The organism is Nioella sp. (assembly GCF_965215655.1).
Lineage (GTDB): Bacteria > Pseudomonadota > Alphaproteobacteria > Rhodobacterales > Rhodobacteraceae > Nioella.
Genome location: NZ_OZ244111.1, coordinates 2714151 through 2739697, shown reverse-complemented (window position 1 = coordinate 2739697; position 25547 = coordinate 2714151). Strand labels below are relative to the sequence as shown.

General features: G+C 63.9%; 26 protein-coding genes, 1 tRNA gene and 1 pseudogene. 18 read left to right on the top strand and 10 right to left on the bottom strand.

Features of this window, described 5'->3' with window-relative positions; all coding sequences use genetic code 11:
• Positions 1-82: 82 nt before the first annotated feature.
• The 6 genes from pseF (at position 83) to ACOOEX_RS13600 (ending at position 5487) form a co-directional block, all read left to right on the top strand.
• Positions 83-778: a pseudaminic acid cytidylyltransferase gene (pseF, locus tag ACOOEX_RS13625; protein WP_420395339.1), complete on the top strand. Its 696-nt coding sequence runs from the start codon at positions 83-85 to the stop codon at positions 776-778.
• Positions 775-1869 carry a hypothetical protein gene (locus ACOOEX_RS13620; RefSeq protein WP_420395338.1) on the top strand — a complete coding sequence of 365 codons (1095 nt, stop codon included), beginning with the start codon at positions 775-777 and terminating at the stop codon, positions 1867-1869. Before pseF ends, ACOOEX_RS13620 begins: the two co-directional genes overlap by 4 nt.
• A complete protein-coding gene (locus ACOOEX_RS13615) occupies positions 1869-2903 on the top strand; it encodes a hypothetical protein (protein WP_420395337.1) in 1035 nt (344 codons plus the stop codon). The genes ACOOEX_RS13620 and ACOOEX_RS13615 overlap by 1 nt, the downstream gene beginning before the upstream one ends.
• Entirely contained in the window at positions 2900-3946 is a 1047-nt protein-coding gene (locus tag ACOOEX_RS13610) for an N-acetylneuraminate synthase family protein (protein ID WP_420395336.1), read from the top strand. The genes ACOOEX_RS13615 and ACOOEX_RS13610 overlap by 4 nt, the downstream gene beginning before the upstream one ends.
• Positions 3943-4725: a WbqC family protein gene (locus ACOOEX_RS13605; protein WP_420395335.1), complete on the top strand. Its 783-nt coding sequence runs from the start codon at positions 3943-3945 to the stop codon at positions 4723-4725. The genes ACOOEX_RS13610 and ACOOEX_RS13605 overlap by 4 nt, the downstream gene beginning before the upstream one ends.
• Positions 4726-4839: 114 nt before the next feature.
• Positions 4840-5487, top strand: coding sequence for a class I SAM-dependent methyltransferase (locus tag ACOOEX_RS13600; protein ID WP_420395334.1), 648 nt, complete (start codon positions 4840-4842; stop codon positions 5485-5487).
• 465 nt (positions 5488-5952) lie between these two features.
• On the opposite strand, the gene ACOOEX_RS13595 is transcribed toward ACOOEX_RS13600, so the two are convergent.
• The 4 genes from ACOOEX_RS13595 to ACOOEX_RS13580 all read right to left on the bottom strand — a co-directional run bounded on the left by ACOOEX_RS13595 (position 5953) and on the right by ACOOEX_RS13580 (position 10038).
• Positions 5953-6039: transfer RNA gene (locus ACOOEX_RS13595), tRNA-Leu, on the bottom strand.
• 13 nt (positions 6040-6052) lie between these two features.
• Complete coding sequence (metG, locus tag ACOOEX_RS13590) at positions 6053-7771, bottom strand: methionine--tRNA ligase (RefSeq protein WP_420395333.1); 1719 nt, start codon at positions 7769-7771, stop codon at positions 6053-6055.
• 81 nt (positions 7772-7852) lie between these two features.
• Entirely contained in the window at positions 7853-9073 is a 1221-nt protein-coding gene (locus ACOOEX_RS13585) for an MFS transporter (protein WP_420395332.1), read from the bottom strand.
• 353 nt (positions 9074-9426) lie between these two features.
• Complete coding sequence (locus tag ACOOEX_RS13580; protein WP_420395331.1) at positions 9427-10038, bottom strand: ImuA family protein; 612 nt, start codon at positions 10036-10038, stop codon at positions 9427-9429.
• A gap of 106 nt (positions 10039-10144) precedes the next feature.
• Between ACOOEX_RS13580 and ACOOEX_RS13575 the strand changes: the two genes are divergently transcribed.
• Complete coding sequence (locus tag ACOOEX_RS13575) at positions 10145-11188, top strand: aldo/keto reductase (RefSeq protein WP_420395330.1); 1044 nt, start codon at positions 10145-10147, stop codon at positions 11186-11188.
• 3 nt (positions 11189-11191) lie between these two features.
• On the opposite strand, the gene ACOOEX_RS13570 is transcribed toward ACOOEX_RS13575, so the two are convergent.
• Positions 11192-12166 (bottom strand): GlxA family transcriptional regulator, encoded by a 975-nt coding sequence (locus ACOOEX_RS13570; protein WP_420395329.1) that lies wholly within the window; start codon positions 12164-12166, stop codon positions 11192-11194.
• 75 nt (positions 12167-12241) lie between these two features.
• Here ACOOEX_RS13570 and ACOOEX_RS13565 point away from each other — a divergent pair, with 75 nt between their 5' ends.
• From ACOOEX_RS13565 to ACOOEX_RS13515, 11 genes are all read left to right on the top strand, one after another.
• Entirely contained in the window at positions 12242-13153 is a 912-nt protein-coding gene (locus ACOOEX_RS13565) for a 3-keto-5-aminohexanoate cleavage protein (protein ID WP_420395328.1), read from the top strand.
• Between the two features lie 10 nt (positions 13154-13163).
• On the top strand, positions 13164-13481 hold the full coding sequence (locus ACOOEX_RS13560; protein WP_420395327.1) for a hypothetical protein: 318 nt from the start codon (positions 13164-13166) through the stop codon (positions 13479-13481).
• Between the two features lie 10 nt (positions 13482-13491).
• The gene (locus ACOOEX_RS13555) at positions 13492-14268 is read left to right on the top strand and encodes an SDR family oxidoreductase (protein WP_420395326.1); all 777 of its coding nucleotides are present in this window, start codon (positions 13492-13494) and stop codon (positions 14266-14268) included.
• A gap of 1 nt (position 14269) precedes the next feature.
• Positions 14270-15712, top strand: coding sequence for a carnitine 3-dehydrogenase (locus ACOOEX_RS13550; protein ID WP_420395325.1), 1443 nt, complete (start codon positions 14270-14272; stop codon positions 15710-15712).
• Positions 15713-16138: 426 nt separating this feature from the next.
• Positions 16139-17341: a 3-oxoadipyl-CoA thiolase gene (pcaF, locus tag ACOOEX_RS13545; RefSeq protein WP_420395324.1), complete on the top strand. Its 1203-nt coding sequence runs from the start codon at positions 16139-16141 to the stop codon at positions 17339-17341.
• 16 nt (positions 17342-17357) lie between these two features.
• Positions 17358-18350, top strand: coding sequence for a 1,2-phenylacetyl-CoA epoxidase subunit PaaA (gene paaA / locus ACOOEX_RS13540; RefSeq protein ID WP_420395323.1), 993 nt, complete (start codon positions 17358-17360; stop codon positions 18348-18350).
• 12 nt (positions 18351-18362) lie between these two features.
• Positions 18363-18647, top strand: a complete 285-nt coding sequence (paaB, locus tag ACOOEX_RS13535; RefSeq protein ID WP_127561134.1) for a 1,2-phenylacetyl-CoA epoxidase subunit PaaB — start codon at positions 18363-18365, stop codon at positions 18645-18647.
• Positions 18647-19408: a 1,2-phenylacetyl-CoA epoxidase subunit PaaC gene (gene paaC / locus ACOOEX_RS13530; RefSeq protein ID WP_420395322.1), complete on the top strand. Its 762-nt coding sequence runs from the start codon at positions 18647-18649 to the stop codon at positions 19406-19408. The genes paaB and paaC overlap by 1 nt, the downstream gene beginning before the upstream one ends.
• A 5-nt stretch (positions 19409-19413) precedes the next feature.
• Entirely contained in the window at positions 19414-19875 is a 462-nt protein-coding gene (paaD, locus tag ACOOEX_RS13525; protein ID WP_420395321.1) for a 1,2-phenylacetyl-CoA epoxidase subunit PaaD, read from the top strand.
• 12 nt (positions 19876-19887) lie between these two features.
• Positions 19888-20958: a 1,2-phenylacetyl-CoA epoxidase subunit PaaE gene (gene paaE, locus ACOOEX_RS13520; protein WP_420395320.1), complete on the top strand. Its 1071-nt coding sequence runs from the start codon at positions 19888-19890 to the stop codon at positions 20956-20958.
• 11 nt (positions 20959-20969) lie between these two features.
• Positions 20970-21722 carry a Phenylacetic acid catabolic protein gene (locus ACOOEX_RS13515; protein ID WP_420395319.1) on the top strand — a complete coding sequence of 251 codons (753 nt, stop codon included), beginning with the start codon at positions 20970-20972 and terminating at the stop codon, positions 21720-21722.
• On the opposite strand, the gene ACOOEX_RS13510 is transcribed toward ACOOEX_RS13515, so the two are convergent.
• The 5 genes and pseudogenes from ACOOEX_RS13510 to paaK all read right to left on the bottom strand — a co-directional run bounded on the left by ACOOEX_RS13510 (position 21719) and on the right by paaK (position 25546).
• Positions 21719-22342 carry a LysR substrate-binding domain-containing protein gene (locus ACOOEX_RS13510; protein WP_420398374.1) on the bottom strand — a complete coding sequence of 208 codons (624 nt, stop codon included), beginning with the start codon at positions 22340-22342 and terminating at the stop codon, positions 21719-21721. The two genes, ACOOEX_RS13515 and ACOOEX_RS13510, sit on opposite strands and share 4 nt — an antisense overlap.
• Positions 22343-22432: 90 nt before the next feature.
• A pseudogene (locus ACOOEX_RS13505) lies at positions 22433-22564 on the bottom strand (LysR family transcriptional regulator); the annotation flags it as partial.
• 89 nt (positions 22565-22653) lie between these two features.
• Positions 22654-23550 (bottom strand): DMT family transporter, encoded by an 897-nt coding sequence (locus ACOOEX_RS13500; RefSeq protein ID WP_420395318.1) that lies wholly within the window; start codon positions 23548-23550, stop codon positions 22654-22656.
• Between the two features lie 85 nt (positions 23551-23635).
• The gene (locus tag ACOOEX_RS13495; RefSeq protein WP_420395317.1) at positions 23636-24232 is read right to left on the bottom strand and encodes a TetR/AcrR family transcriptional regulator; all 597 of its coding nucleotides are present in this window, start codon (positions 24230-24232) and stop codon (positions 23636-23638) included.
• 3 nt (positions 24233-24235) lie between these two features.
• Entirely contained in the window at positions 24236-25546 is a 1311-nt protein-coding gene (paaK, locus tag ACOOEX_RS13490) for a phenylacetate--CoA ligase PaaK (protein ID WP_420395316.1), read from the bottom strand.
• Position 25547: the final 1 nt, after the last annotated feature.

Sequence of the window (25547 nt, the reverse complement as noted above, 5' to 3'; positions counted from 1 at the left end):
CGCTGACCCCTGCGAAGCCTTCAAGCTTGTCGCAAAGGTGATATACAGACGCTGTCCAGTTTGAAGCGGAAGGACCCCGGGCTTGAAAACCGTTGCTATCATCCCCGCGCGCGGTGGCTCCAAACGGATTCCGCGCAAGAATATCCGGCCATTCCGCGGCCAGCCGATGATTTCCTGGGCCATCCGCGAGGCGCTGTCCTCGGGCCTGTTCGACCGGGTGGTCGTCACCACCGATGATGCCGAGATCGCCAAGGTCGCCCGTGCGTCGGGGGCCGAGGTGCCGTTTCTGCGACAGGCTGATCTGGCAAATGACCACGCCGGACTGACCGAGGTCGTGCAAGATGCGATCCGGCAATTGTCGCTGTCGATCACCCCACCCGACATGGTTTGCCTGATCTACGCCACCGCCCCGTTCCTGAGGGCGGCGGACCTGCGCGCCGGGCTGGACCGGCTGACCGCCTCGGATGCCGATTACGCGATTTCCGTGGCCAGTTTTCCGGCCCCCGTGGAACGCGCTCTGGTCGAGACGGATGGCCAGCTGACGATGATGAACCAGGATAATCTGTTTCTGCGCAGTCAGGACCTGCGCGAGGCCTATCATGATGCCGCGCAGTTCGTCTGGGGAACGGCAGAGGCATGGCTGTCGGACCGCCGGGCCTTGCGGTCCCCGACGATCCCGGTTGTCCTGCCGCGTCACCGGGTGCAGGACATCGACACGCCCGAGGACTGGGCCTTTGCGGAGTTGCTGGCGAAAGTGCTGGAAGAGGTCGAGGCATGACAGCCCGCCGCCCCATTCTGGGGGCCTTTCTGAACGGTGTGCCGGACGTTGAAAACCTCTATCCGATCCTCTCGGGCCTCAGGGATGGGGGGCGGGTCGAGCTGGATCTTTTCGTGACCTCCGGCCTGTGGCGGCGCGAAGCGCGCGTGCGCAAGCTGTTGCGCGGATCGGGCATGGCGTATCGGGTGCGGCCCAACAAGCTGATGAAGGCGGGTGTCTACTATCGACGCCTGCTGCGCGGGGTCGACCGGCTGCTCGTAATCGGTGACCCCTGCCATGACGAGTCGGTTTTCGGCGCGCGCGGGCGCTACATAAAGGACGCGGGTATTCCGACGATATACATGCAGCATGGCGTCATCCAGCAGCACCTGACCTATTCGGACGATGGCAGCGCGACGGAGTTTCATTCCGATCCGGTCTTTCTGTGGGAAGATCCTTCCTGCCATGATGGCATTCTGGCGCCGGACGTGACGCCGCGCATCCACATTTCCGGCTTTACCAAGAAACCGGTTTTCGAACTGCGGCGGCCCCCCGAGGCACTTGCACAACGGCTGGCCGGGTTCCGCAGGCGCGTCCTGATCTGCCACACGTTCCGGGGCGGCGGCCATGACGCCAACCAGATCGAGCAGGCCTACGGGATGATCCGCGCATATTGCCAGCGAAACCCGGATGTCGCGGTGATCGTCCGGCCGCATCGGGGCAAGGTCCGCTCAAACTACAGCCAGCATGACCGGCAGCTCGGCCAAGACTGCCCGAACGTGGTCTTCTCGTTCCAGCATTCCGGTCCGCTTAGGGGCATGAACATCGTCGACGTGCTGAGCCTCGTGGACTGTATCGTCTCCACCCCGTCGACGGCGGTTCTCGATGGGCTCTATCTGGGGCGACCGGCGGCGTTGATGGCGGCTGAAAACTGTCGCCAACTGATGTCCCTGCCCGTGATTTCCGACCAGGCATCGCTTGAGGCCTTTGTCGAAGGGGGCATGACGGACCCAATGCGCCGGATGCTGGATCACTACGGTGACATGGATCGGAACGTAAGCCGGGTCTGCGCCATGATCGAGGAGCGGCTGTTGACAGAGGCAGCAGCCTGATGGCCGCGATGACCCCCGCGATCGTCCTGCGCGCATCCGGTGGCGCGGGCATAGGCATAGGCCACCTGCAACGCTGTGCCGCCCTCGCGCAGGCGCTGAAGGGCGATGTGCTTGTCTCGTCGCCTGAACGCCCGGACGTCATGGAGAAGCTAGGCCTTCCCGCGCATGGCCGCCTTGACGATGCCGGCTGGATCGCTGCGCTGCCCGAGGGGGCGGTTGTCGCGCTGGATACGTTGCACCATGGCAACGCCATGGCCACGGCGGCGGATGTGGCGACACTGAAAGCCGCAGATCACCGCGTCGTGGTGATCGACAGCATGCCGCCCGACCACTTCACCGCACCCGATCCGGGCTGCCTGCCGGATCTGCTGGTAACGCCCTATCATGCCGCCGACAAGTTGCGCCCGCCGCTGCCGGACACGCGCTGGCTTGCCGGAAGCGCCTATGCGATCCTGCCAGAGGCCTACCGCCATGCAAGGGCCAAGGCTGCGGCGGTGACGGGCAAGGGGGCAATCCTCGTCGCCTGTGGCGGTGCCGATCCGACCGGGCTGTCGCTTGGACTTGCGCGCGCCTGTGCGCAAGGACTTTATCCGGTCGACGTTGTCATGGGCCCCCAGTTCGCACCCGATCTGGTCGCGGACCTGGAGAAACTGGCCACCACCTGTCCGCAGATCACGCTGCATCGCGGTCTGACCTCGCTCATTCCGCTTTACCTGCGCGCACGGCTTGTCGTCGGTCGGCCCGGCCTTGTCCGCTACGAGGCGGCCTGCCTCGGTCGCCGGGCGCTCTACCTGTGGGATCACGACGAATACCGCGCCTATTTCGAGGCGTTTCGGGACAGCGGCCTCGCGGAGATCCATTTCACCGCCGATCCCGGCGGGAAAGCCGCCTTCTTCGACCGCCTTGCCACGCTTGTCACCTCGCGCGAACCGGATCTGGGGCTGGTCTCGGAGGCCGCCGACGCGGTAGACGGGAACGGAGCGGCCCGCGTGGCGGAGGCGATCATGGCAATGTGCCAGAAAGGACCGAGATGACACTCACAGTAGACGGCAAGAAGATCGGAGAGACCGAGAAGTCATTCCTGATCGCGGAACTCAGTGCCAATCACGATGGCGATCTGGATCAGGCGCTTGCCCTTGTGGATCTTGCCGCCGATGCCGGGTGGGATGCGTTCAAGTTGCAGACCTACAGCGCCGACAGCCTGACGGTGAACAGCAATCACCCCTCGCTTGCCGTTGACAAGGTCTGGGGCCACACAAATCTCTATGAGCTGTACCAGTCCGCCGCGATGCCGATGGAATTTCATGCGCCGCTGTTCGAACGGGCGCGCGCCCGGGGAATGCTGCCCTTTACCTCCGTCTACGACCCGATGGACCTGCCCTTCACCGAAGACCTTGGCTGCGCGCTCTACAAGATCGCGTCCTTCGAGATGACCTTCGATGACCTGCTGATCGAGATCGCGGGCACCGGAAAGCCGGTGATCATGTCGACCGGCATGGCGGAACTGGCCGAGGTCGACCATGCCCTGAACGTGCTGGCGCGGGCCAATGCGGGAGACGTGATCCTGTTGCACTGCGTATCGGCCTATCCGACCCCGTTCGAAGAGATCAACCTGACCGCGATGGATGCGCTGCGGGCGCGGTTCGGGCGGATGGTCGGGTTCTCGGATCACACGGTCGGGTCGCGTGCCGCGGTTCTGGCGGCGGCCATGGGGGCTGTGGCGATCGAGAAGCACATCACCAACGATCCGACCCGCACCGGCCCCGACCACAGGTTCTCTGCCACGCCGGATGTGCTGGCTGACATCGCGGCCGGTGTCACCGAGGCCGCCATCGCGCGGGGGACCGGAAAGAAGGGCACCTCCAGTTCCGAACAGGTCAGCAAGGCGGTTGGCCGGCGGTCGGCCTTCAGCCTTCGGAATCTGCGCGCGGGTGAGATCGTGACAGAGGCGGATTTCCGGTTCGTCCGGCCGGGGGCGGGGATTCCGCCCAATGACAAGGGGGCGGTGCAGGGTCGGCGGCTGATCAGGGACGTGCCGAAGGGCCACCCGATCACCTATGACGATGTCGAGACATGACCGACGCGCCTGCCCAGATGACCGGGGATCAGCGGGTTTGCGCCATCATGCAGCCCACCTTCCTGCCTTGGCTCGGCTATTTCTCGTTGATTGCCCAGGCCGATGATTTCGTGTTTCTGGACGATGTGCAGTTCACCAAGCAGAGCTGGCAGAACCGCAACCGGATCTCCGGGCCGAACGGGCCGGTGCTGCTGTCGCTGCCTGTGGCGCGCAAGCCTTCCTTTCCGCTGATCAACGAGGCCCGGTTCGGGCAACCCGATTTCGAACGGAAGCTGGTGGCGCGGATCAATGGGTGTCTTGGAAAAGCGCCGCATTGGCCTTTGGTGGAACGCCTGCTGGAAACCGGGCTGGCCCGATCATCGCATGGGCTGTCGGCGGTGAATATCGGGTTCATTCGCGACATCTGCTCGGAAATCGGCATTGATGCGACGTTTCACCAGACCAGCCGGATGAACCTGCCGGATTTCGAACGGTCGGAACGGCTGTTGCAGATCTGCGAAAGACTGAAGGCAGGGATTTACCTCTCGCCCGTCGGGTCCGCCGGATATTTGCGCGACAGCAATCCCTTTTCGGAACAGGGTGTCCGTCTTCGGTTCATGAATTTCACGCATCCGCAATACGCTCAGGCAAAGCACGCGTTCCAGTCCCATATGTCGATCATCGACGCGCTGGCCTGGACAGGGCCGGATGCAACGCGCCGGATGATTGTCGAGGGCATTGGCGCACCGCTCGGAATTGAGGCGCTGGATCAGCCCGGCGACGATGATCCCGCGCCCTGAGATTGCTCGCGGTCCAGAAATCCTGTTTTCGTCCCGGATTGTGCGTGATACCGTCTGCGGGCGCCCCTCGGGATCGCGCGAAACCGCCATACCCAAGCAGAAAAAGCAGGCCCGATGCCCTATCAGGACGTGAAAAAGATCATTGCCAATTATGAGACTCTCCTGAAGGAAAAAGGGGAAGGTGCACAGGCGGTGCAGTATGCGGACGAAGCCAGCCAACAGGCGCGTTTCGAGATCTTGCTGCAAGTTGATCGGGACATGACATCGGTGCTGGACGTGGGCTGTGGGCTGGCGCATTTCGCCCATTACCTGCGCGCCGGTGGACGGACCAGCCGCTACAGCGGTGTCGATGTCGTGGCCGATTTCGTGCGACTGGCCAACAGATCGCTGGCCGATGACGACCGGGCTACGGTCACGCTCATGGATGCAGGTGCCGATGACCTGCCGGGCGGGCATGACTACGCGGTGTTGTCGGGGGTGTTCAACAATACCATGACCGACAACTGGGGCTTCATGACCAGCACCCTGCGCAAGATGTATGCCGCGGCGGAGAAGGGGATCGCCTTCAACGCGATGTCGACCTGGGTCGATTTTCAGGACCCCGATCTGTGGTATGTGGACCCGATGGAGGTCTTCTCCTTCTGCAAGCGTGAATTGGGCGGTCATCCGGTTCTGCGGCATGACTATGTAACGCGCCCGGGCGGATTTCCTTTCGAGTTCACCATGTATGTATACAAGCAGCCCTTCAGCCCCGACCGCTGATTGGCGCTACGGCAATCCGCGTTGGACCTCGCCCCGGGGTGAGCACATGCGTGACAGCCTCTGTTGCCCACCTGCAAGGGGCTGCGTGCCAGGGAACCGGCTCAAGCAGAATTCATTGATTCATTGGTGATCGAGGCGGGCTTTCGGGTGCCGCCCCGTCGCCGTTGCGTAAAAGCTGACGCCGGACAGCCAACATGGCCGATCTTCGTCGGATACGAATGGTGAGGTGCCCCTAGATTTGTAGACGCTTAGCACCCTGATTTTGAGGCAATGAGGCCGACATGGGGACAAGCAATTGCAGCGCCGAGTTCAAGCGGGATGCGGTGCATCAGATCACGGTGCGCGGGTATGCGGCACAAGGCCACGTCTCTGACCTATGCGATTGTCAAAGGGTGGTCGGAGAGGTGGGTTGGTTGGATTTATTCAATATGAAATTAATTAAAAAAGTTACTTATTATTTATTGATGGTGCGGGCGGTGGGACTCGAACCCACACGGGCACAGGGCCCTTCAGATTTTAAGTCTGATATGTCTACCATTCCATCACGCCCGCAAAAGGCCCCCGGTCAATCCCGGGTGCCTGCAAATTTTTTCTGCCAGCCCTCGCGGTCTTCGTCGCCGATCTTGGCAAAGAGCACCTCCGGCACGCTAAAGCCATGCCCTGCCTCCAACACCGCCAGTGCGTCGCCAACGGAATCAGGCCAGCCCGCGCCGTCAGCGTTCATCGCCGCCAGCATCGTGGCTGATGCATCGGGGATAAAGGGTTCGGAGAGAACCGCATAGAGCCGGATCAGGTTGAGCGACAGCCGCACGATGGCGGCGGCCCGGTCCGGATCTTCCTTGAAGGCAGCCCAGGGCGCGGCGGCTTGCAGGTATTCGTTGCCCGCGACCCAGATGGCGCGCAATTCGGCAGCGGCCTTGCGGACCTCGATCGCCTCCATATGCGCCTCGTAGGCCTCGAGCTTTTCCTCCAGCTCGGCCACAAGCGCAAATTCCTGATCGCCGTAATCGCCGCCCTCGGGCACCTGTTCACCAAACTTGGACCGGCAGAACTTGGTGACGCGGCTGACGAAATTGCCCAGAACGTCGGCAAGGTCCTTGTTCACAGACGCCTGGAAGTTTTCCCAGGTGAACTCGCTGTCAGAGCTTTCGGGCGCGTGGGACAGAAGCCACCAGCGCCAGTAATCGGCGGGCAGAATTTCCAGCGCCTGGTCCATGAACACGCCGCGCCCGCGTGAGGTGCTGAACTGACCACCATCGTAGTTGAGGTAGTTGAAGGACTTGATGTAGTCGACCATCTTCCACGGCTCGCCCGACCCGATCATGGTCGCGGGGAAGCTGAGCGTGTGGAAGGGCACGTTGTCCTTGCCCATGAACTGGACGTAGCGCACGTCACCCGCGCCCTTGTCGGTGCGCCACCAGCGTTGCCAGTCGGCCTCCGTCTTGCCATTGGCCTCGGCCCATTCGGCGGCGCAGGCGATATATTCGATTGGCGCGTCGAACCAGACGTAGAAGACTTTGCCCTCCATGCCTGGCCAATCCTCCTCGCCGCGCTTGACCGGGATACCCCAGTCGAGATCGCGGGTGATGCCCCGATCCTGCAACCCGTCGCCATCGTTCAGCCATTTCTTGGCAATCGACGTGGTCAGCACTGGCCAGTCGGTCTTGGAGTCGATCCAGGCCTCCAGCTGGTCCTTCAGCAGGGACTGGCGCAAAAACAGGTGCTTGGTCGGGCGCATCTCCAGATCGGTGGAGCCCGAGATGGTGGAGCGCGGGTTGATCAGGTCGACCGGGTCCAGCTGCTTGGTGCAGTTGTCGCACTGGTCGCCACGGGCACTTTCGAAGCCACAATTGGGGCAGGTGCCCTCCACATAACGATCTGGCAGGAAGCGACCATCGGCCTTGGAATACATCTGCTGGTCATCGACCTCGCGGATCAGCCCGGCCTCGTAGAGCTTGCCGGCCAGATGCTGCGTCAGCTTGTGGTTCTGTGGGCTGGAGGAGCGGCCGAAATGGTCGAAGGACAGGCGAAAGCCCTTGGCGATTTCGGCCTGCACGGCCCACATCTCGGCGCAGTAGTCCGCCACCGGCTTGCCGGCCTTAGCGGCGGCCAGTTCGGCGGGGGTGCCATGTTCGTCGGTGGCACACAGGAACATGACCTCATTGCCCCGGCCCCGCTGGTAGCGGGCATAGAGATCGGCGGGCAGCTGGCTGCCCACGAGATTGCCCAGGTGCTTAATCCCGTTGATATAGGGAATCGCCGAGGTGATGAGGATTCGTGCCATCGGAAAGCCTTTTGTCGTCCTTGCGCAGACCCGTTTAGCGCAGGCTTGGCGCAAGGACCAGAACCCTTGCGCGGGTCGGGATCAGGGGCGGTGATTTCGGCGGAAGATGCGCCCGACCTGAAAGCTGGTGCGCGGCACCCAGACATAGGGCGCGCGGGTGGTGGCGCTGGCCCGGCGGCGCATGCGGATCAGGCCGAAAACGACAAGCCCCAGATGCGCGGCGGCGATGAAGGAGAAAAGCGCGCCGGGACCGTAGAGAGAAATCAGGTTCGAGGTCAGGAGCGGCGCGACGATGGCGCCAAGCGCGTAGAAGAACATGAGCGCGGCGGACAGCTCCACCCGCTCGTGATCTTCGGCCCAGTCATGGGCATGGGCTGCCGAGATCGAATAGATCGGGAAGGTCATCAGCCCGAAGAAAAAGGCCGCCCCCATGACGGCGGCGGTGCCCATGTCGCTGACGGCGATGGTGAACCCGCAGGCGGGCAGGGCGGCGATAGACATGCCGATGAGCACCCATCTGCGATCATAGCGATCCGCCAGCCATCCCGCGGGCAGTTGCGCCAGCGCCCCGCCGAGGACGAAGGCGGAGAGGAAATAGGCGATCTGGTCGGCGCGCAGGCCCACCTCGGTGCCATAGAGTGGCCCCACCATGCGAAACGAGGCGGAGGAGACGGCGGCCACCATGACGCCCGCGACGGCGAGCGGCGACTTGGCCCAGGCCATGCCCGGGCGCAGGCGGGGGGCGTCCGGGGTCACGGGTTCGGTCGCGCGGGACAGGGTCAGCGGCAGCAGGGTCGCGCAGCACAGAAGCGCCAGCAGGTTGTAGGAGACGTAATGGGCAGGCTCCAGAAAGCCGATGATCATCTGCGCGCAGAGCGAGCCCACCATATCGACCATCCGGTAGCTGCCCATGGCGCGGCCGCGCGTCTCGTTGGTGACCTTGGATTGCAGCCAGGCCTCGACCACCGTGTAGCAGCCCGCCACGCAAAGGCCCGAGGCCACGCGCATCAGCGCCCAGGCATAGGGATCCAGAACCAGCATATGGGCCAGAAGCCCGATGGCGCCTGCGGCGGTGAAGGCCGCGAAGGCGCGGGAATGACCGATGGTCCCCATCAGACGCGGTGCCCACCAGCAGCCGATGAAGAAGCCAAGGAAATGGGCGGAGCCAAGCATGCCGATCTGGCTGTTGGTGAAACCCAGGACGGTGCCCGAGAGCACATCGAGCGGCCCCACGCCGCCCGACGAGATCTGCAGAAGGAAGATCGACAGGAAGAGGGCGGCAAAGGAGACGAGAAGGCGCATGGGGCTGGGGGCTGGCTTTTTTGTCAGAGTGGTGTCTCTGATAGCCCGGCTCTGTCTCCCTGGCGACCTTGGCGGGGTCGTTTATGGGGATTTCGCCGCGCCTGCGGCGCGTCGACCGGGGGCGGCCCGCAAGCGGGCCGTGCTGGAGGTCGGTGAGGGGTTTCGCCGCGCCTGCGGCGCGTCGACCCGCGCGGCCCTTACGGGCCGCGATTCTGGGGCGGAGTTGCGGATCGAGGCCTGCGGCCCCGATCCGGCTCCACTGCTCTTTTCAAGAGGAGACCACCGGTGCAGGGGGCGCTGCCCCCGTCGCTTCGCGACTCCCCCGAGGTATTTGGGCCAAGCTGAAAGACAGGTCAGGCGGCGGGGGTCTCTTCGGGGTGGGTGTTGATGATGCCAGTATCATCCAGCACCCAGCTTTTCGGCGGGGCCTGCCGGGCGCGCAGGCGGGTGAGCTGCCAGCGGGTGCGGCCGGGGCCATGGTCGGGTGTCAGCTGCCAGCGGCTTTCCACTCCGGCGGCCCCGCCCGGGCCGGGGGTCAGCAGCAGGCACAGGGGGGCGCGGCCTGCCGTGGCTCCGGCCTCGGCGGCCAGGTGCAGGCGGCGCACCGGGGTCAGGCCCGGCGGCTCTGGCAGGTCACCCACAACAAGCGGCACGATGCCGGGGCGCAGCGCCTCTTCCAGCGCCCAGAGCAGATCCTCGGGGCGGCTTGTATCGACCATCAGCAGTCGCGCGGGGTCGATCAGCGGGCGTACCCCGTCCATGTGCAGCCGGTCGGGATGCCAGCCGGGGCGCAGCCACAGGACCGGCCCCTCGCAGCCCTGCGCGGCCAGCAGGGCCAGCCGCCGCCGGGCGGGCCCGCAAAACTCATGTGCGCGGGCGCGGGGCAGGTCGAACCGGCCCAGAAACCGCAGCGGGCGCGGGCCGGATCGGGGGGCAGAGGAACGGGACAGCAGGGCCTGGGACATGAGGCCAATCTAGGTGTTCGCTAAATGTTCTTCAATCCCTGCCTTGCGCCCGGGGCCTCAGCGCCTAGGTTGCGACGTATCAACATGACGGACAGGACAGGAAAACATGCGACAGGTTCCCTTCGGGTCGACTGGCCAGACGGTCTCGGAACTGTGCCTTGGCACAATGACATGGGGCACCCAGACCCCGGCGGATGATGCGCATCGGCAGATGGACATGGCGCTGGCGGCGGGGATCGACATTGTCGACACGGCCGAGATGTATCCGGTCAACCCGGTCCGCAAGGAGACCATCGGTGGGTCCGAGGCCATCCTGGGCGACTGGAACGCAGCCAACCCGGGGCGTCGGGGGGACTACCTGCTCGCCACCAAGATCAGTGGCGAAGGCGGGGTCGCCCGTGAGGGCGCGCTGATCACCGGGGCGGCCCTGCGCGAGTCGCTGGAAGGCTCGCTGAAGCGGCTGAAGACCGACTATGTGGATCTCTACCAGCTCCATTGGCCCAATCGCGGATCGTTCCAGTTCCGCAAGAACTGGACCTATGACCCGCGCGGCCAGAACAAGGCCGAGACGCTGACCCACATGGAGGATGTGCTGGCGGAGGCCGACAAGCTGATCGCGGAAGGCAAGATGCGCCATATTGGCCTGTCCAACGAATCCGCCTGGGGCACCGCGCAGTGGTTGAGGGTGTCTGAGGACAAGGGCCTGCCCCGGGTCCAGACGGTGCAGAATGAGTATTCGCTGCTGGCCCGGATGTATGACACGGATATGGCCGAGATGTCGGTCAACGAAGACGTGACGCTGCTGTCCTTCTCGCCGCTGGCCGCCGGATTTCTGACCGGCAAGTACCAGAACGGCGCGGTGCCCGCAGGCTCGCGCATGTCGCTGGTGCCGGAGATGGGCGGGCGCAAGTCGGCGCGGGTCTTCGATGCGGCGGCGGCCTATCTGGAGATTGCGGATCGTCACGGGCTGGACCCGGTGCATATGGCTCTGGCCTGGCAGCAGACCCGGCCCTTCGCGATCTCGGCCATCTTCGGGGCCACCACGAGCGCGCAGTTGGAGCATATTCTGGGCGCGGCGGATCTAGACCTGTCCGACGAGGTGCTGGACGAGGTCACGGCCGCGCATAAAGCGCATCCGATGCCCTACTGACCCTCAGCGGTCGGCGCGCAGGTCTGACACCGACTGACCGAACGCCTTGCGAAAGGCGCGGGCGAGGGTGGAGGGGCCGGAGAAACCGGTTCTGACGGCGATCTCCTGCACGCTCAGCCCGGTATCCAGCGCCAGCCTGCGCGCCTCGTTGAGGCGCAAGCGCAGGAAGAAGGCTCCGGGGCCGGTTTCCAGATGCTTGCGAAAGAGCATCTCCAGCCGACGGGGCGAGAGGCCCACCTCTTCCGCGATCTTGGCGATGGCGGGGGGGTCTTCCAGCCGCTCCTCCATGATGGCCACGGCGCGGGCCACCTGCGGGGTCAGCGCTGCAAGGCGCGCCTGAGGGACCAGCCGTTGCGGGCTGGGGCGGTCTTCGGGGTCATAGAGCAGCGCATTGGCAACCAGACCTGCCAGCTCCGCCCCATGGTGGGACCGGATCAGGTGCAGCATCAGGTCGAGGCAAGGGGCCGCGCCGCCGGTGGTCAGGGCCGGGCCGTCGATCACGTAGCGGTCGGGCAGGGGATCGACCTCGGGGAAGGCATTGCCGAAGGCCTCCAGGTCTTCCCAATGGGTGGTGGCGCGGTGGCCGTTCAGCAGGCCCGCCCGCGCCAGCACCCAAGGCCCGCCATCGACACCGCAATAGGGGATGCCGCGCGCCCGCAATTGCCGCAGCCAGGACCGCAGCGCCGGGGTGGCGTGGGCATCGAGCCGAAAGCCTGCCACCATCACCATCAGGTCCATATCGGCGTGGAGCGGCAACGGTTCGGTCATCACCTCCAGCCCCGATGTCAGCCGCACCAGACCACCTTCGGGCGAGACCACCTGCCAGTCATAGAGCTTGCGCCCGGCCCGCCGGTTCGCAGCGCGGAACGGGTCAAGGGCCGATGCCATCGACAGAAGGTTGGAATCGGGCAGCACCAGCAGGCCGATGCGAAAGGGCGGCTCTCCGGGGATTCTTTTGCGAGTCGCGGAAACTGTCATGGATGTTTCGTATATCGCAAAGACCTGACCCGCAACATGCGCTTTCCTAACCGAAATCAGAGGACGGAGACCAGCATGCCCCTTACCCCTTCGCGCGACGTATTCATCACCTGTGCCATCACCGGATCGGGCGGCACCCAGGACCGCAGCCCGCATGTGCCGCGCAGCCCCGAGCAGATCGCCAACAGCGCCATCGCGGCGGCCAAGGCGGGTGCGGCCATCGTCCATTGCCACGTGCGCGACCCCGAAACCGGGGTGCCGAACCGTGACCGGGCATTGTTCCGCGAAGTGACGGAGCGTATCCGCGACGCCGACGTGGACGTCGTGCTGAACCTGACCGCCGGGATGGGTGGCGACCTCGTGCTTGGCAGCATCGAGCAGCCGCTGCCGCCCTCCGAGGCAGGGACCGATATGGCGGGCGCGTCGGAGCGCTTTGCCCATGTGCTCGACTGCCGCCCTGAAATCTGCACGCTCGATTGCGGCACGATGAACTTCGCCGAAGCCGATTACATCATGGTCAACACCCCCGGCACCCTGCGCGCCATGGGCCAGATGATGACCGATGCGGGCGTGAAACCCGAGATCGAAGCCTTCGACACCGGCCACCTGTGGTTCGCCAAGAAGCTGGTGGAGGAGGGCATCCTCGACGACCCGGCGCTTGTGCAGCTCTGCATGGGGGTGCCGTGGGGCGCGCCCGATGACCTCAACACCTTCATGGCGATGGTCAATAACGTGCCCGATCACTGGACCTTCTCGGCCTTCTCGATTGGCCGGAACCAGATGAACTATGTCGCGGCCTCCGTTCTGGCGGGTGGCCATGTGCGCGTGGGGCTGGAGGACAATATCTGGCTCGACAAGGGCGTGCTGGCCACGAATGAGCAGCTGGTGACCCGCGCGCGCGGCATCGTGGAATCCATGGGCAGCCGCATCATGGGCCCGCAGGAAGTGCGTGACAAGCTTGGCCTGACCAAGCGCGATCCGGCCTGAGGCCGCTGCGATGAAAGGCGCATACCTGTTTCCCCTGCTGGCGGTGTTGCTGGTGGGGGGATGTGTGGAAGAAAGCCCCGAGGAACTGTCCCCGGCGGAAGAAGCCGCTTGCCTTGCGCGGGGTGGATATGTCGGATGGGCCGGGTTCTCCGGCGTTGAGTTCTGCGCGGAACCGACGCCGGACGCGGGCCAGATGTGCAGCGCCGCCCCGGATTGCGAAGGCTATTGCGACGCGGAGAGCCGGACATGCTCCACACATTTCAACGCGTTCGGCTGCTACAGTTTTCTCGATGACACCGGGCAGGTCGTGTCGATCTGCGTAGATTAGGACAAATCTCATGGACGGATTGCAGGGCAAGCGCGTTCTGATCACCGCGGGCGCAGCAGGAATAGGCCGGGTGATGGCCGAAAGCTTCAAGGCAAAGGGGGCGCGCGTTGCGGTCTGCGACGTGGACGAGGCCGCCTGCGCAGCGATGGCAGCGGCCAATCCCGATATCCTGACCCGCGTGGTGAATGTCACCGATATGGACCAGGTGGATGGGTTCTTTGACGAGGCGCTGGAGGCGCTCGGCGGGCTCGACGTGGCGGCGGCCAATGCCGGGATCGGGGGGCCTGCTGCGCCGGTGGAGGACATGCCCTTTGATGGTTGGAAGGAAACCCTTGCCGTCAATCTCGACGGGGCCTTCCTGGTGGCGCGCCGCGCGGCACCGGTGATGAAGGCGCAGAAATCGGGGCTTCTGTTGCTGACCTCTTCGACCTCGGGGCTTTTCGGGCATCCGTTCCGGTCGCCCTATGCAGCGGCGAAATGGGGGATCATCGGGCTGACCAAGACCTGGGCGATGGAGCTTGGCCCCTACAATATCCGCGTCAACGCGCTCTGCCCAGGGGCTGTGGAAGGCCCGCGCATGGATCGCGTTGTGGCCAATGAGGCCAAGGCGCGCGGTGTCAGCGAAGACGAGGTGCGGCGCAGCTATGTGCAATGCGTCTCGATGAAAACATGGGTGACCGCGCAGGATATCGCCAATATGGCGCTCTTCCTGGCGTCGGATATGGGCAACAAGGTCTCGGGGCAGGCGATGGCTGTCGACGGGCACACGGAATCGAACGGGGATTGAAATGACCAAGACAGCGGCAATTCTGGGCGGGGGCGTGATTGGCGGCGGATGGGCCGCGCGGTTCCTGCTGATGGGCTGGGATGTGCGGGTGTTCGACCCGTCGCCAACGGCGGAGGAAACCCTGAACGCCATGCTGGGCCGGGCGCGCAAGGCGTTGCCCGCGCTCTATGATGTGGCCTTACCCGCAGAAGGCAATTTGAGTTTTCATGAGACCATCAGCGAGGCGGTGGAGGGCGCTGTCTGGATCCAGGAAAGCGCGCCGGAGCGGCTGGAGCTGAAACAGAAGCTCTACCAGCAGGTGCAATCGGTCTGCGACCCGGACGCGATCATTGGCTCGTCAACCTCCGGTTTCATGCCGTCAGAACTGCAAAACTGCGCCACGCGGCCCGAGCAGATCATCGTCGCACACCCGTTCAACCCGGTTTACCTCCTGCCGCTGATTGAGCTGGTGGGGTCCGAGAAGACCGACCCGGCAACGCTGGATCGGGCCAAGGAACTACTTGAAACCGTTGGTCTTTTCCCGCTGAAGGTCCGGCAGGAGATCCCCGCCCATATCGCCGACCGTTTCCTGGAAGCCGTCTGGCGCGAGGCGCTGTGGCTGATCAAGGATGGCATCGCCACAACCGAGGAAATCGACGACGCGATCCGCATGGGCTTTGGCCTGCGCTGGGGGCAGATGGGCCTTTTCGAGACCTACCGTGTGGCTGGTGGCCCTGCCGGGATGGCGCATTTCATAAGCCAGTTCGGCCCGGCGCTGGAATGGCCCTGGACGAAGCTGATGGATGTGCCGGAATTGACCGATGAGCTGATCGAGATGATCGCCAGCCAGTCGGATGCGCAGTCGGGGCACCTGTCGATTGCAGAGCTGGAATCCCTGCGCGACGGCAACCTGATCGGGATGATGCGTAGCCTGAAGGCGCGCGGATCTGCCGTTGGTAAGGTCTTGGCAGATCACGAAAAATCCATCGAACCTGCGATGCCGGACCTGATGGTTCCGATGGTGACCCTGGACCGGCAGGTGCCGACGGATTGGGTCGATGGCAACGGCCATATGAACGAAAGCCGCTATGTACAGGCGATGTCGGAGGCGAGCGACCGGTTCCTGCTGTGGATCGGCACAACGCCCGACTATATCGCCACGCAGGGCAGCTGGTTCACGGTGGAAAACCATGTGCGCTATCTGGCCGAGGTGATGATCGGAGACCGGATCACCGCGACGACGCAGGTGCTGGAGGCCAAGGGCAAGAAGCTCAAGCTGTTCTACACGATTCGCTGCAATGGCGAGGTGGCGGCGACGGTGGAGCAGTTGCTGATCCATGTCGACATGCAGACCCGCCGGGCGGCAGAGCCACCGGCGGAGATGGCCGATCTGCTGACCCGGATTGCGCAGGCGCATGCGGGTTTCGGGGTGCCGGACGGGGCGGGCGGAACCGGCCGCAGATAGACGAAAAACAGGGGGGTGCCATGCGTACACCCCCTGTACACCCCCCGTACACCATGCGTGCAGACGGAAAGCGGTTTCGCCGCCTGCCGGCGTCGACCCGTGAGCGGCCCTCCTCAACCCCCCGGCATGCGCCGGGAGGCCTCGTCGGTCCGCGTTGCCACGGATCTGTGGTGCGGGCGGTCTGTCGGGTCGGATGGCCGGATGTGTGGTGAGGGGGGATGCCTCCGGCGGGGGTATTTGGGCAAAGAAGAAGGGGAGGACGGTTTTTGGGAAGGCCGTGGTCGCTCGCTCGGCTCGTTCGGACACGTTACGAGATATTCGCTTTGTTACCGATTGGCGTAACATTTCTCTTGCAACGAATCGCGTTGCAGCATATCCCGACCATGCGGTCAGTTATTTGCGCGACACTTGGGAGGATTCCGCCACATGGACGCATTCATCTGCGATGCCACCAGAACACCAATTGGCCGGTACGGAGGGGCGCTGAGTTCCATCCGCACCGATGACCTTGCGGCATTGCCCATTGCGGCCCTGATGGCGCGCAATCCCGGTGTGGATTGGGGCGCGCTTGACGATGTGATCTATGGCGATGCCAACCAGGCGGGCGAGGACAATCGCAATGTGGCGCGTATGGCGGCATTGCTGGCGGGGCTGCCGGTGAGCGTGCCGGGGACCACGGTGAATCGGCTCTGCGCCAGCGGCATGGATGCCGTGGGCATGGCCGCGCGGGGGATCAAGGCGGGCGATTATGACCTGGTGATCGCGGGCGGCGTGGAAAGCATGAGCCGCGCGCCCTTCGTGATGCCGAAAGCCACCAGCGCCTTTTCGCGGGCCAATGCGGTTTACGACACCACGATCGGCTGGCGCTTCGTTAACAAGAAGATGCAGGCGGCCTATGGCACGGATTCGATGCCTGAAACCGCCGATAATGTGGCCGAGGATTACGGTATTAGCCGCGTCGATCAGGATGCCTTTGCCGCCCGGTCTCAGGCCCGGTGGGAAGCGGCGCAGGCGGCGGGGCTGTTCGCGGATGAGATCACGCCCGTGAGTGTTCCGCAGCGCAAGGGCGATCCTGTGGTGGTCGATACGGACGAACACCCGCGCCCCGGCACGACAGCCGAGAAACTGGCGGGTCTGAAGGGTGTCAATGGCCCGGACAAGACGGTGACGGCGGGCAATGCCTCTGGCGTCAATGATGGTGCAGCGGCGGTGCTGCTGGCATCTGAGGCGGCGGCCAAGACCAACGGGCTGACGCCCATGGCGCGGGTCGTGGCGATGGCGGCGGCGGGGGTGGAGCCCCGCGTCATGGGGATCGGCCCTGTGCCGGCCACCCGCAAGGTGTTGGCCAAGGCGGGGCTGAGCATCGGGCAGATGGATGTGATCGAGCTGAACGAGGCCTTTGCCAGCCAGGGCTTGGCCACGTTGCGGGTACTGGGCGTCGCCGATGATGCGGCGCATGTGAACCCCAACGGGGGCGCCATCGCGCTTGGCCATCCGCTTGGCATGTCGGGCACGCGGCTGGTGTTGACGGCGGCCTATCAACTCAACCGCACAGGTGGGCGCTATGCGCTGTGCACCATGTGCGTGGGCGTGGGGCAGGGCGTGGCCCTGATCCTGGAACGGGTCTGAAGGGAGACACGGGAAAATGTATGCACAGATGATCAAGACGGCCTCAAACGGGATCAAACCGCGCGAGGAGATGTCCGAGGAAGAGCGTGCCTTTCAGGACAAGATCGACAACGATATCAAGATCGAACCGCGCGACTGGATGCCGGAGGATTACCGCCGGACGCTGATCCGCCAGATCGGCCAGCACGCCCATTCCGAGGTGGTGGGGCAATTGCCCGAGGGCAACTGGATCACCCGCGCGCCGACGCTGGAACGGAAAGCGATCCTGCTGGCCAAGGTGCAGGACGAGGCGGGGCATGGGTTGTACCTCTATTCCGCCGCAGAGACGCTTGGCGTGAGCCGGGATGAGCTCATTGAACTGCTGCATGAAGGCAAGATGAAGTATTCGTCGATCTTCAACTACCCGACGCTCAACTGGGCCGATATCGGCGCCGTGGGCTGGCTGGTCGATGGGGCGGCGATCGTGAACCAGGTGGCGCTGCAACGCACGTCCTACGGGCCGTATAGCCGCGCCATGATCCGCATCTGCAAGGAAGAGAGCTTTCACGCGCGGCAGGGTTACGACGCGATCCGCGCGATGGCCTTTGGCACGCCGGAGCAGAAACGGCAGGCGCAGGATGCTTTGAACCGGCTGTGGTTCCCGGCGCTGATGATGTTCGGGCCGTCGGACGCGGAATCGACCCATTCGGAACAGTCGATGGCGTGGAAGATCAAGGTGAAGTCCAATGACGAGCTGCGCCAGCAATTCGTGGACCAGACCATTCCGCAGATCGAGTACCTGAAGCTCGACCTGCCGGACCCGAATATCAAGTGGAACGAAGAGCGCGGGCATTACGACTTCTCCGAACCGGATTGGCCCGAATTCTTCAATGTCATCAAGGGCAACGGCCCCTGCAACGTGGACCGGATGAATGACCGTGTTGCGGCATGGGACGATGGGGAATGGGTGCGTGACGGGCTGCTGGCCCATGCCCGCAAGAAAGCCGCCCGCAAAGTTGCGGCGGAATGAGGAGGATCTGAGATGAAAAACGAATGGCCCCTGTGGGAGATCTTCATTCGCGGCCAGCATGGGCTGAGCCACCGGCATGTCGGGTCTTTGCACGCGCCGGATGCGGAGATGGCGGTGAAGAACGCGCGCGACGTCTATACCCGCCGCAATGAGGGCGTGTCGATCTGGGTGGTGGAAGCGAAACACATCGCGGCCAGTTCCCCGTCCGAAAAAGGCCCGCTCTTCGAGCCGTCGGAAAGCAAGATCTACCGTCACCCGACCTTCTACGACATTCCCGATGAAGTGGGGCATATGTGATGACCAAGGATGAGGCTCTGTTCCAGTTTCTCCTGCGGTTGGGGGACAATACGCTGATCCTCGGGCACCGGGTGTCGGAATGGTGCGGCCATTCCCCGGTGCTGGAGGAGGATATCGCGCTGGCCAACACCGCGCTCGACATGATCGGGCAGACGCAGTTCTGGCTGGGGCTGGCGGGTGAGGTCGAGGGCAAGGGTCGCACGGCCGACAACCTGGCCTTCCTGCGCGACGCCTGGGACTTTCGCAATGTGCTGATGGTGGAGCTGCCGAACGGCGATTTCGGCCAGACGCTGATGCGGCAGTTTCTCTATGACGCGTGGTCCTTCGTGATGACCGACTGGCTGAAAGGGTCGTCTGACGCGCGTGTTTCGGCCATCGCAGAGAAGGCCCATAAGGAGGTGACCTATCATCTGGAACGCTCCGGCGACACGGTGATCGGTCTTGGGGATGGAACCGAGGAAAGTCATAGCCGGATGCAGGCGGCCTTGGATTATCTCTATCCGTATTGTGGGGAAATGTTCGAAAAGGATAAGTCGGATGAGATGCTGGCAGAGGCCGGGATCGCCCCTGACCCCGCTGAATTGCGCGCCGAATACGACGATATCGTCGGTCGGGTGCTGGCGGAGGCCACATTGGCCATTCCGGGTGGCGGCTACGTCCACAAGGGCGGGCGCAATGGCCGGATGCATACCGAACATCTGGGTCACCTTCTGACCTCGATGCAGTGGTTGCAGCGCGCCTATCCGGGCGCGACGTGGTGAGTGTGATGGATAAGCCCTCGGTCGATCAGGTCTGGGAGTGGCTCGCTGCCGTGCCCGACCCCGAGATCCCGGTGATCTCTCTGGTCGATCTCGGCATCATCCGGGGCGTGGAATGGCAGGGCGACACGCTGGTCGTGTCGGTGACGCCCACCTATTCCGGCTGTCCCGCGACCAGCATCATCAATCTCGATATCGAAACCGCGCTGCGCGGCCACGGCATCGAGAAACTGGAGCTGAAGCGCCAGATCTCGCCACCCTGGACCACCGATTGGCTGACCGAGAAAGGCCGCGCCAAGCTGGAAGACTACGGCATCGCGCCGCCGCAACCCGCAGGCGGGCCAAGCCGCTGCCCGCAATGCCACAGCACCAATCTGGAACGGATCAGCCAGTTCGGATCGACCCCGTGCAAGGCGACGTGGCGCTGCCGCGACTGTCTGGAACCGTTCGACTATTTCAAGTGCATCTAAGGGAGGAGCCCCATGGCGCGCTTTCACGAGCTCACCGTTACTGACATCCACAAGACGATCCGCGACGCCGTTGTCGTGACCCTGAAGCCCGAGGATGCTGAGGCGTTCGACTTCATTCAGGGGCAATACCTGACCTTCCGCCGGGAATTCGACGGAGAGGAGCTGCGCCGGTCCTATTCGATTTGTGCCGGAAAGCAGGAGGGCATTCTGCAAGTGGGGATCAAGCGCGTCGACGGCGGGGCGTTTTCCACCTGGGCCAACGAGGATCTGAAGGTGGGGGATACCCTGCAGGCGATGCCGCCCATGGGGGGCTTTCATACGGTGCTGGATGCGTCCCAGGCCCGCCACTACCTGGGCTTCGCGGGCGGGTCGGGGATTACCCCGGTGCTGTCGATCATCAAGACCGCACTGGCCACGGAACCGCGGTCCAGCTTCACGCTGGTCTATGCCAACAAGGGCGTGAACACGATCATGTTCCGCGAGGAACTGGAGGATCTGAAGAACCTCTATATGGGCCGCTTCAACGTGATCCACGTGCTGGAGACGGACGCGCAGGAGATCGACCTCTTTACCGGTCTGGTGACCGAGGAGAAGGTTGCGCAGCTTGTGCGCACGGGTTGGGTGGATATCGACAGCGTCGACACGGCCTTTATCTGCGGGCCCGAACCGATGATGCTGGGCATCGCCAAGGCGCTGCGGGCGCATGGGCTGGACGATGCGCAGATCAAGTTCGAACTGTTTGCCTCGGCCCAACCGGGGCGGCTGGCGCGGCGGGTCGTATCGAAGGATGCGGGAAGTGCGGCCAACCAGGCGGCCCTGTCGGTGACGCTTGATGGCTCCACCCGGTCGCTGACCGTGGGCAAGGATATCAGCGTGCTGGACGCGGCGCTGGAAAACGCCATGGACGCGCCCTATGCCTGCAAGGCTGGGGTCTGTTCGACCTGCCGCTGCCGGGTGATCGAGGGCGAGGTCGAGATGGTCGCCAACCACGCGCTGGAGGATTACGAGGTCGCCAAGGGCTATGTCCTGTCCTGCCAGTCTTTCCCCGTCACCGACCGCGTGGTCGTGGATTTCGACCAGTAAGGAGCCGGATCATGGAGATGAAGATCGAGGACTACCTGGCCCAGGGCGGCGTGCTGACCAGCCCCGCCAATGTGCCGCCCCGCTACCGCGCCGAGCTGATGAAGCTAATGGCCAGTTTCGTCGATAGTGAGCTGGCGGGGGCGGCGGGCTTTGCCGATGTGATCAACGCAGGCCCCGGCATCAAGGAACGGATCGCCGCGGCGCGGATCGTGCTGGAAAAGACCGATCATGCGGACAAGGTGCTGCGGGTGATGGGCGAATTTGGCGTCGATACGGCGCGCTATGCCAACCATCATCCCTGGACCGCGCGGCTGGCGCGTGACGCCGATATCGGCGCTGTGCGTGGCGATCATGATATGCGGCTGGCCGTCTTCAACTATCCGCTCGATGGCTGGGGCGACGCGGTGGTGATGAATCTGCTGATGGGCCGCGCCGTGGTGGCGCAACTGGCCGATATGCAGATGGTCAGCTATCAGCCGCTGGCCGAGGCGTTCCGCGCTGTGGCCCCGGTGGAATTGCGCCATGCGGAACTGGCCGAAGAGGGGCTGGAACGGCTGGTGTCAGAAGGGCAGGGCGAGGCATTGCAGGGCTCCGTCGCCTATTGGTGGCCGCGTGTGGCGGCAAGTTTCGGGCAGGGCGACCCCGCCCGGTTCGACCAGTTGCGGGCCATGGGGCTGCGCCATGCGTCGCGAGACGAGCTGTTTGCCCGCTGGCAGGCGGAGGCCGGGGCGGCGTTGTCCCGCGTGGGCCTGAGCGCGGGTTAGACGGCGCTGCGGATCCAGTCCTCGACAATGCGCCGTGCCATGCTGGCGGGCGTATTGGCGGGGCGGATCAGATAGAGCCCGTGGCCCGGTTCGGGTGGAAACTCCTTCAGTTTGACGAGACGTCCTGCGGCAAGGGCGTCTTTCGCCATGATGGCGGGGACGAGGGCAATGCCGGTTCCCGCCTCTGCCGCATCGAGGGCAAGGGCGGTCTGCGCGACCTGATGCGATTGGAAGGTCGTGCCGCTTTGGTTCAGCCATCTGGCCCAGGGGCGGTTGGCATCCTCGATCAGAATGTATTGCGCGAAGAAGCTTTCGCGCGCGATCACCGGCGCGCGGGCGATGAGCATGGGACCGGCCACCGCGACCAGCGGGGTTTCGCAGAGCAGATCGACCTCCCGCCCGGCACTGGAGGGCGCCGCGCCGAGATGCAGGATGAACTCTGCTTCGCTCTGATCGGGAGCCTGTGCGGTGATGATCTGAAGGTCGATTTCCGGGTTGCTTTCCGCGATCTCCGATAGGCCCGGAATCAGCCATTTTGCGGCCAGGGAGGGGCTGAGGGCGATGGAAATCTGCGTGGAATGTGATTTTAAGGAATCTATACCCTGTTGAATCAGCTCCATAGCCTTCTCTATGGGGTTATGCAACCGCAACCCGGCCTCTGTCAGGCGCAGGCCGCGACGGTGCCGTTCGAAAAGCTTTGCTTCAAGTGCAGATTCCAACTGATTGATTTGTTGAGAAATTGCACCTGTCGTTACCTGAAGTTCACGCGCGGCTGCGCCAAGTTTACCGTGGCGGGCCGCCGCGTCAAAAGCGCGAAGCGTGTTCAAACTGGGCGTGCTCATGGAGCCATTGTAGAGGAGTTATACTAAAAACAGAAGGTGTTTGAGAGGCTTGAAACCACGATTTGATCAAAAACAGGATGCAGGACAGGTCAAACCTGTGATTTATGCCCCAGAACCTCTACGAATCCGGCGCCGACGATCATCATCGTGCCAATCCCCTCTCGCCACCCGAAGGGCTCGCCCGACCAGAGCGCGGCTGAGATCACACCAACGACGATATCGCTCATCAACAGAAGCCCGAGCCGCGCCGGGGTCAGGACGGTGGCCGGCCAGATGGTGAGGAAGAGCATCGGCACGACGATCAGGCCCGCGATCAAGAACCAGGGGGCCGCGCCCATCATATGGGTGACGGTGAAGCTGCCGCCAAGGATGCTCCCACCGATCAGGAGTGTGGCGCCGGTCACGACCAATGCGCCGAAGACGAAGGCGAAGACCTGTTCGGCCACCGCGACTGTGCCCGCGCGATAAAGGAAGAAGGAGCCGAGCGCCCAGCTCATCCCCGAGATCAGCGCCAGAATATCGCCCAGATTGGGACCGCGCCCGAGCGCCCCGACGCCCATCATCACCACCAGCCCTCCAATCCCGAGTGCAATCGCACCGATCCTGGCCGGGGTCAGCCTTTCCCCCAGGAAGGCGAGGCCGAGGGCCGTGCTCCAGATCGGGGAGAGATAGAAGAGCAGGACCGATCGGATCACATCCGTCAGGACGAGGCTGGTGGAATAGAGGCTGAAGGCGCAGCCGGTCAGCAAGCCGCAAGGCACCAGCACCGCAAGATGCGCGAGAGGGCGCGCCTTGAGCCACAGCAGAACCGGGATCATCAGGGTAACGGCCGCGAAATAGAGCGAGAAACCCGCCCAGGCCCCTGGCAGACCTGCCTGTTCGATGGCACGGATCGGAATCCAGATCAGCCCCCACATCGCGCCGCCGATCACGATGGCGACCGCGGCAGCGCCGGGCTGCCGTGCGATTTCCTGCAGGCGGGACATGGGCTTGGCTCCTGACTGGGGTGCGCCGGGTGCGAATGGCCCGGCCCCGCGCAGCCTGCCCCGAGAGGGCAATCTCGGCAAGCCCTCAGATGCCGGGAAGGCCCCTCAGTGTCAGGTCCGCAACAAGCGTGGCATAGGCGTCACGGGCCTGAGGCCCGGCGTCGCCATTCCACATATAATACCAGTTCAGCATGCCGAAGACCGACATGGTGACCGCGCGCAGCTTGGCCCGGTCATCGCCGAAGACCTCGGGCGCGGCGGCGCGGATGCAGTCGGATAGAAACCGCACCATGTCGCGCTGATAGGCGCGCATGCGGTCCTGCTGTTCCTCGGGCAGGGCAGAGAGCGCGTTCAATTGCACCTGATGTTCATAATCCGACCCCTGATAGGCGCGCAGAACATCCCGGATCACGCGGCGCAGACGGTCCTCGGGGCCAAGGCCCTCGACATCTGTCGCAAGGATTAGGTCGCGCAGGCCCGACAGGTAACTGTCGAGAATATCGAAGAGAATCGCGTCCTTGCTGTCATAGTAGTGGTAGATATTGGCCTTGGAGATTCCGCATTCGCGCGCCAGCTGCGCCATCGAGGCGCGATCAAACCCCTCGGTGGCGAAGATCTTGGCGGCAGATTGCAGGATCTGGTCCCGCTTCTGGTCGTGGTCTTTCGCGATTGTCCGTGCCACGCCTTATCCCTTCTCGCGGTTGTCGACGACGCGCTTGGCCTTGCCCTCGCTGCGCGCCACCGCGCCGGGGTCGCCCACGTTCACCTCGATCGAGATGCCGACGATGTCTTTCACCCGCTTGGATAACATCCGCGAGGCGGCGGTTTTCGACAGTTCGTCGGTGGCATCGGGCAGCGCCTCCACATGCACGCGCATCGCGTCCATCCGGCCCGCCGTATACAGTTCGATCTGGAAATGGGGGGCGAGGCCGCCCGTGGCCATCAGCTGTTCTTCGATCTGGGTCGGGAAGACGTTGACGCCGCGCAGGATCATCATGTCGTCCGAGCGGCCGGTGATCTTTTCCATGCGCCGCATGCTGCGCGCCGTTCCGGGCAGAAGCCGCGTCAGATCCCGCGTGCGGTAGCGGATCATCGGCAGGCCTTCCTTGGTCAGCGTGGTGAAGACCAGTTCGCCAAGTTCGCCATCGGGCAGCACCTCTCCCGTTTCGGGGTCGATGATCTCGGGCAGGAAATGGTCCTCCCAGATCACCGGGCCATCCTTGGTTTCCACGCATTCATTGGCCACGCCCGGCCCCATGATCTCAGAAAGCCCATAGATATCAACTGCATGCATGTCGAAAGCCTGCTCGACCTCCTTGCGCATTGCATCGGTCCAGGGTTCGGCCCCGAAGATGCCGACCTCAAGGCTGCTGTCGCGCGGGTCGAGGCCCATTTTGTGGAACTGTTCGAGGATATTGAGCATGTAGGAGGGCGTGACCATGATCGTGGTCGGCTTGAAATCGTTGATCAGCGTGACCTGCCGTTCCGTCATGCCGCCTGATACCGGAACCACCGTCGCGCCGAGCCGTTCAGCCCCATAATGCGCGCCCAAACCGCCGGTGAACAGGCCATAACCATAGGCCACATGCACGATGTCACCGGCGCGGGTGCCGGAGGCGCGCATAGAGCGGGCCACGAGATCGGCCCAGTTGCTGATGTCGTTTTTCGTGTAGCCCACGACGGTGGGTTTCCCCGTTGTGCCAGAGGACGCATGGATGCGGGAGATCTGCTCGCGCGGGACGGCGAACAGGCCAAATGGATAGTTGTCGCGCAGGTCTGTCTTGTAGGTAAACGGAAACTTCGCCAGATCGGAAAGCTGTTGCAAATCATCGGGATGGACGCCTGCCACGTCAAAGCGCTGGCGATACATCGGCACGTTGTCATAGGCGTGGCGGACGGACCATTTCAGGCGGTCCAGTTGCAGCGCGCGGATTTCGTCGATCGAGGCGATCTCGATCGGATCAAGCTCTTCCTTGCGGGGGCTGAGGTCTTTCATG

Excerpts from the sequence above, each read along its gene's own strand:
- ACOOEX_RS13620 (WP_420395338.1), top strand. The coding sequence starts at position 775 with ATGACAGCCCGCCGCCCCATTCTGGGGGCCTTTCTGAACGGTGTGCCG.
- ACOOEX_RS13615 (WP_420395337.1), top strand. The coding sequence starts at position 1,869 with ATGGCCGCGATGACCCCCGCGATCGTCCTGCGCGCATCCGGTGGCGCG.
- ACOOEX_RS13610 (WP_420395336.1), top strand. The coding sequence starts at position 2,900 with ATGACACTCACAGTAGACGGCAAGAAGATCGGAGAGACCGAGAAGTCA.
- ACOOEX_RS13605 (WP_420395335.1), top strand. The coding sequence starts at position 3,943 with ATGACCGACGCGCCTGCCCAGATGACCGGGGATCAGCGGGTTTGCGCC.
- ACOOEX_RS13600 (WP_420395334.1), top strand. The coding sequence starts at position 4,840 with ATGCCCTATCAGGACGTGAAAAAGATCATTGCCAATTATGAGACTCTC.
- metG (WP_420395333.1), bottom strand. The coding sequence starts at position 7,771 with ATGGCACGAATCCTCATCACCTCGGCGATTCCCTATATCAACGGGATT.
- ACOOEX_RS13585 (WP_420395332.1), bottom strand. The coding sequence starts at position 9,073 with ATGCGCCTTCTCGTCTCCTTTGCCGCCCTCTTCCTGTCGATCTTCCTT.
- ACOOEX_RS13580 (WP_420395331.1), bottom strand. The coding sequence starts at position 10,038 with ATGTCCCAGGCCCTGCTGTCCCGTTCCTCTGCCCCCCGATCCGGCCCG.
- ACOOEX_RS13575 (WP_420395330.1), top strand. The coding sequence starts at position 10,145 with ATGCGACAGGTTCCCTTCGGGTCGACTGGCCAGACGGTCTCGGAACTG.
- ACOOEX_RS13570 (WP_420395329.1), bottom strand. The coding sequence starts at position 12,166 with ATGACAGTTTCCGCGACTCGCAAAAGAATCCCCGGAGAGCCGCCCTTT.
- ACOOEX_RS13565 (WP_420395328.1), top strand. The coding sequence starts at position 12,242 with ATGCCCCTTACCCCTTCGCGCGACGTATTCATCACCTGTGCCATCACC.
- ACOOEX_RS13560 (WP_420395327.1), top strand. The coding sequence starts at position 13,164 with ATGAAAGGCGCATACCTGTTTCCCCTGCTGGCGGTGTTGCTGGTGGGG.
- ACOOEX_RS13555 (WP_420395326.1), top strand. The coding sequence starts at position 13,492 with ATGGACGGATTGCAGGGCAAGCGCGTTCTGATCACCGCGGGCGCAGCA.
- ACOOEX_RS13550 (WP_420395325.1), top strand. The coding sequence starts at position 14,270 with ATGACCAAGACAGCGGCAATTCTGGGCGGGGGCGTGATTGGCGGCGGA.
- pcaF (WP_420395324.1), top strand. The coding sequence starts at position 16,139 with ATGGACGCATTCATCTGCGATGCCACCAGAACACCAATTGGCCGGTAC.
- paaA (WP_420395323.1), top strand. The coding sequence starts at position 17,358 with ATGTATGCACAGATGATCAAGACGGCCTCAAACGGGATCAAACCGCGC.
- paaB (WP_127561134.1), top strand. The coding sequence starts at position 18,363 with ATGAAAAACGAATGGCCCCTGTGGGAGATCTTCATTCGCGGCCAGCAT.
- paaC (WP_420395322.1), top strand. The coding sequence starts at position 18,647 with ATGACCAAGGATGAGGCTCTGTTCCAGTTTCTCCTGCGGTTGGGGGAC.
- paaD (WP_420395321.1), top strand. The coding sequence starts at position 19,414 with ATGGATAAGCCCTCGGTCGATCAGGTCTGGGAGTGGCTCGCTGCCGTG.
- paaE (WP_420395320.1), top strand. The coding sequence starts at position 19,888 with ATGGCGCGCTTTCACGAGCTCACCGTTACTGACATCCACAAGACGATC.
- ACOOEX_RS13515 (WP_420395319.1), top strand. The coding sequence starts at position 20,970 with ATGGAGATGAAGATCGAGGACTACCTGGCCCAGGGCGGCGTGCTGACC.
- ACOOEX_RS13510 (WP_420398374.1), bottom strand. The coding sequence starts at position 22,342 with ATGGAGCTGATTCAACAGGGTATAGATTCCTTAAAATCACATTCCACG.
- ACOOEX_RS13500 (WP_420395318.1), bottom strand. The coding sequence starts at position 23,550 with ATGTCCCGCCTGCAGGAAATCGCACGGCAGCCCGGCGCTGCCGCGGTC.
- paaK (WP_420395316.1), bottom strand. The coding sequence starts at position 25,546 with ATGAAAGACCTCAGCCCCCGCAAGGAAGAGCTTGATCCGATCGAGATC.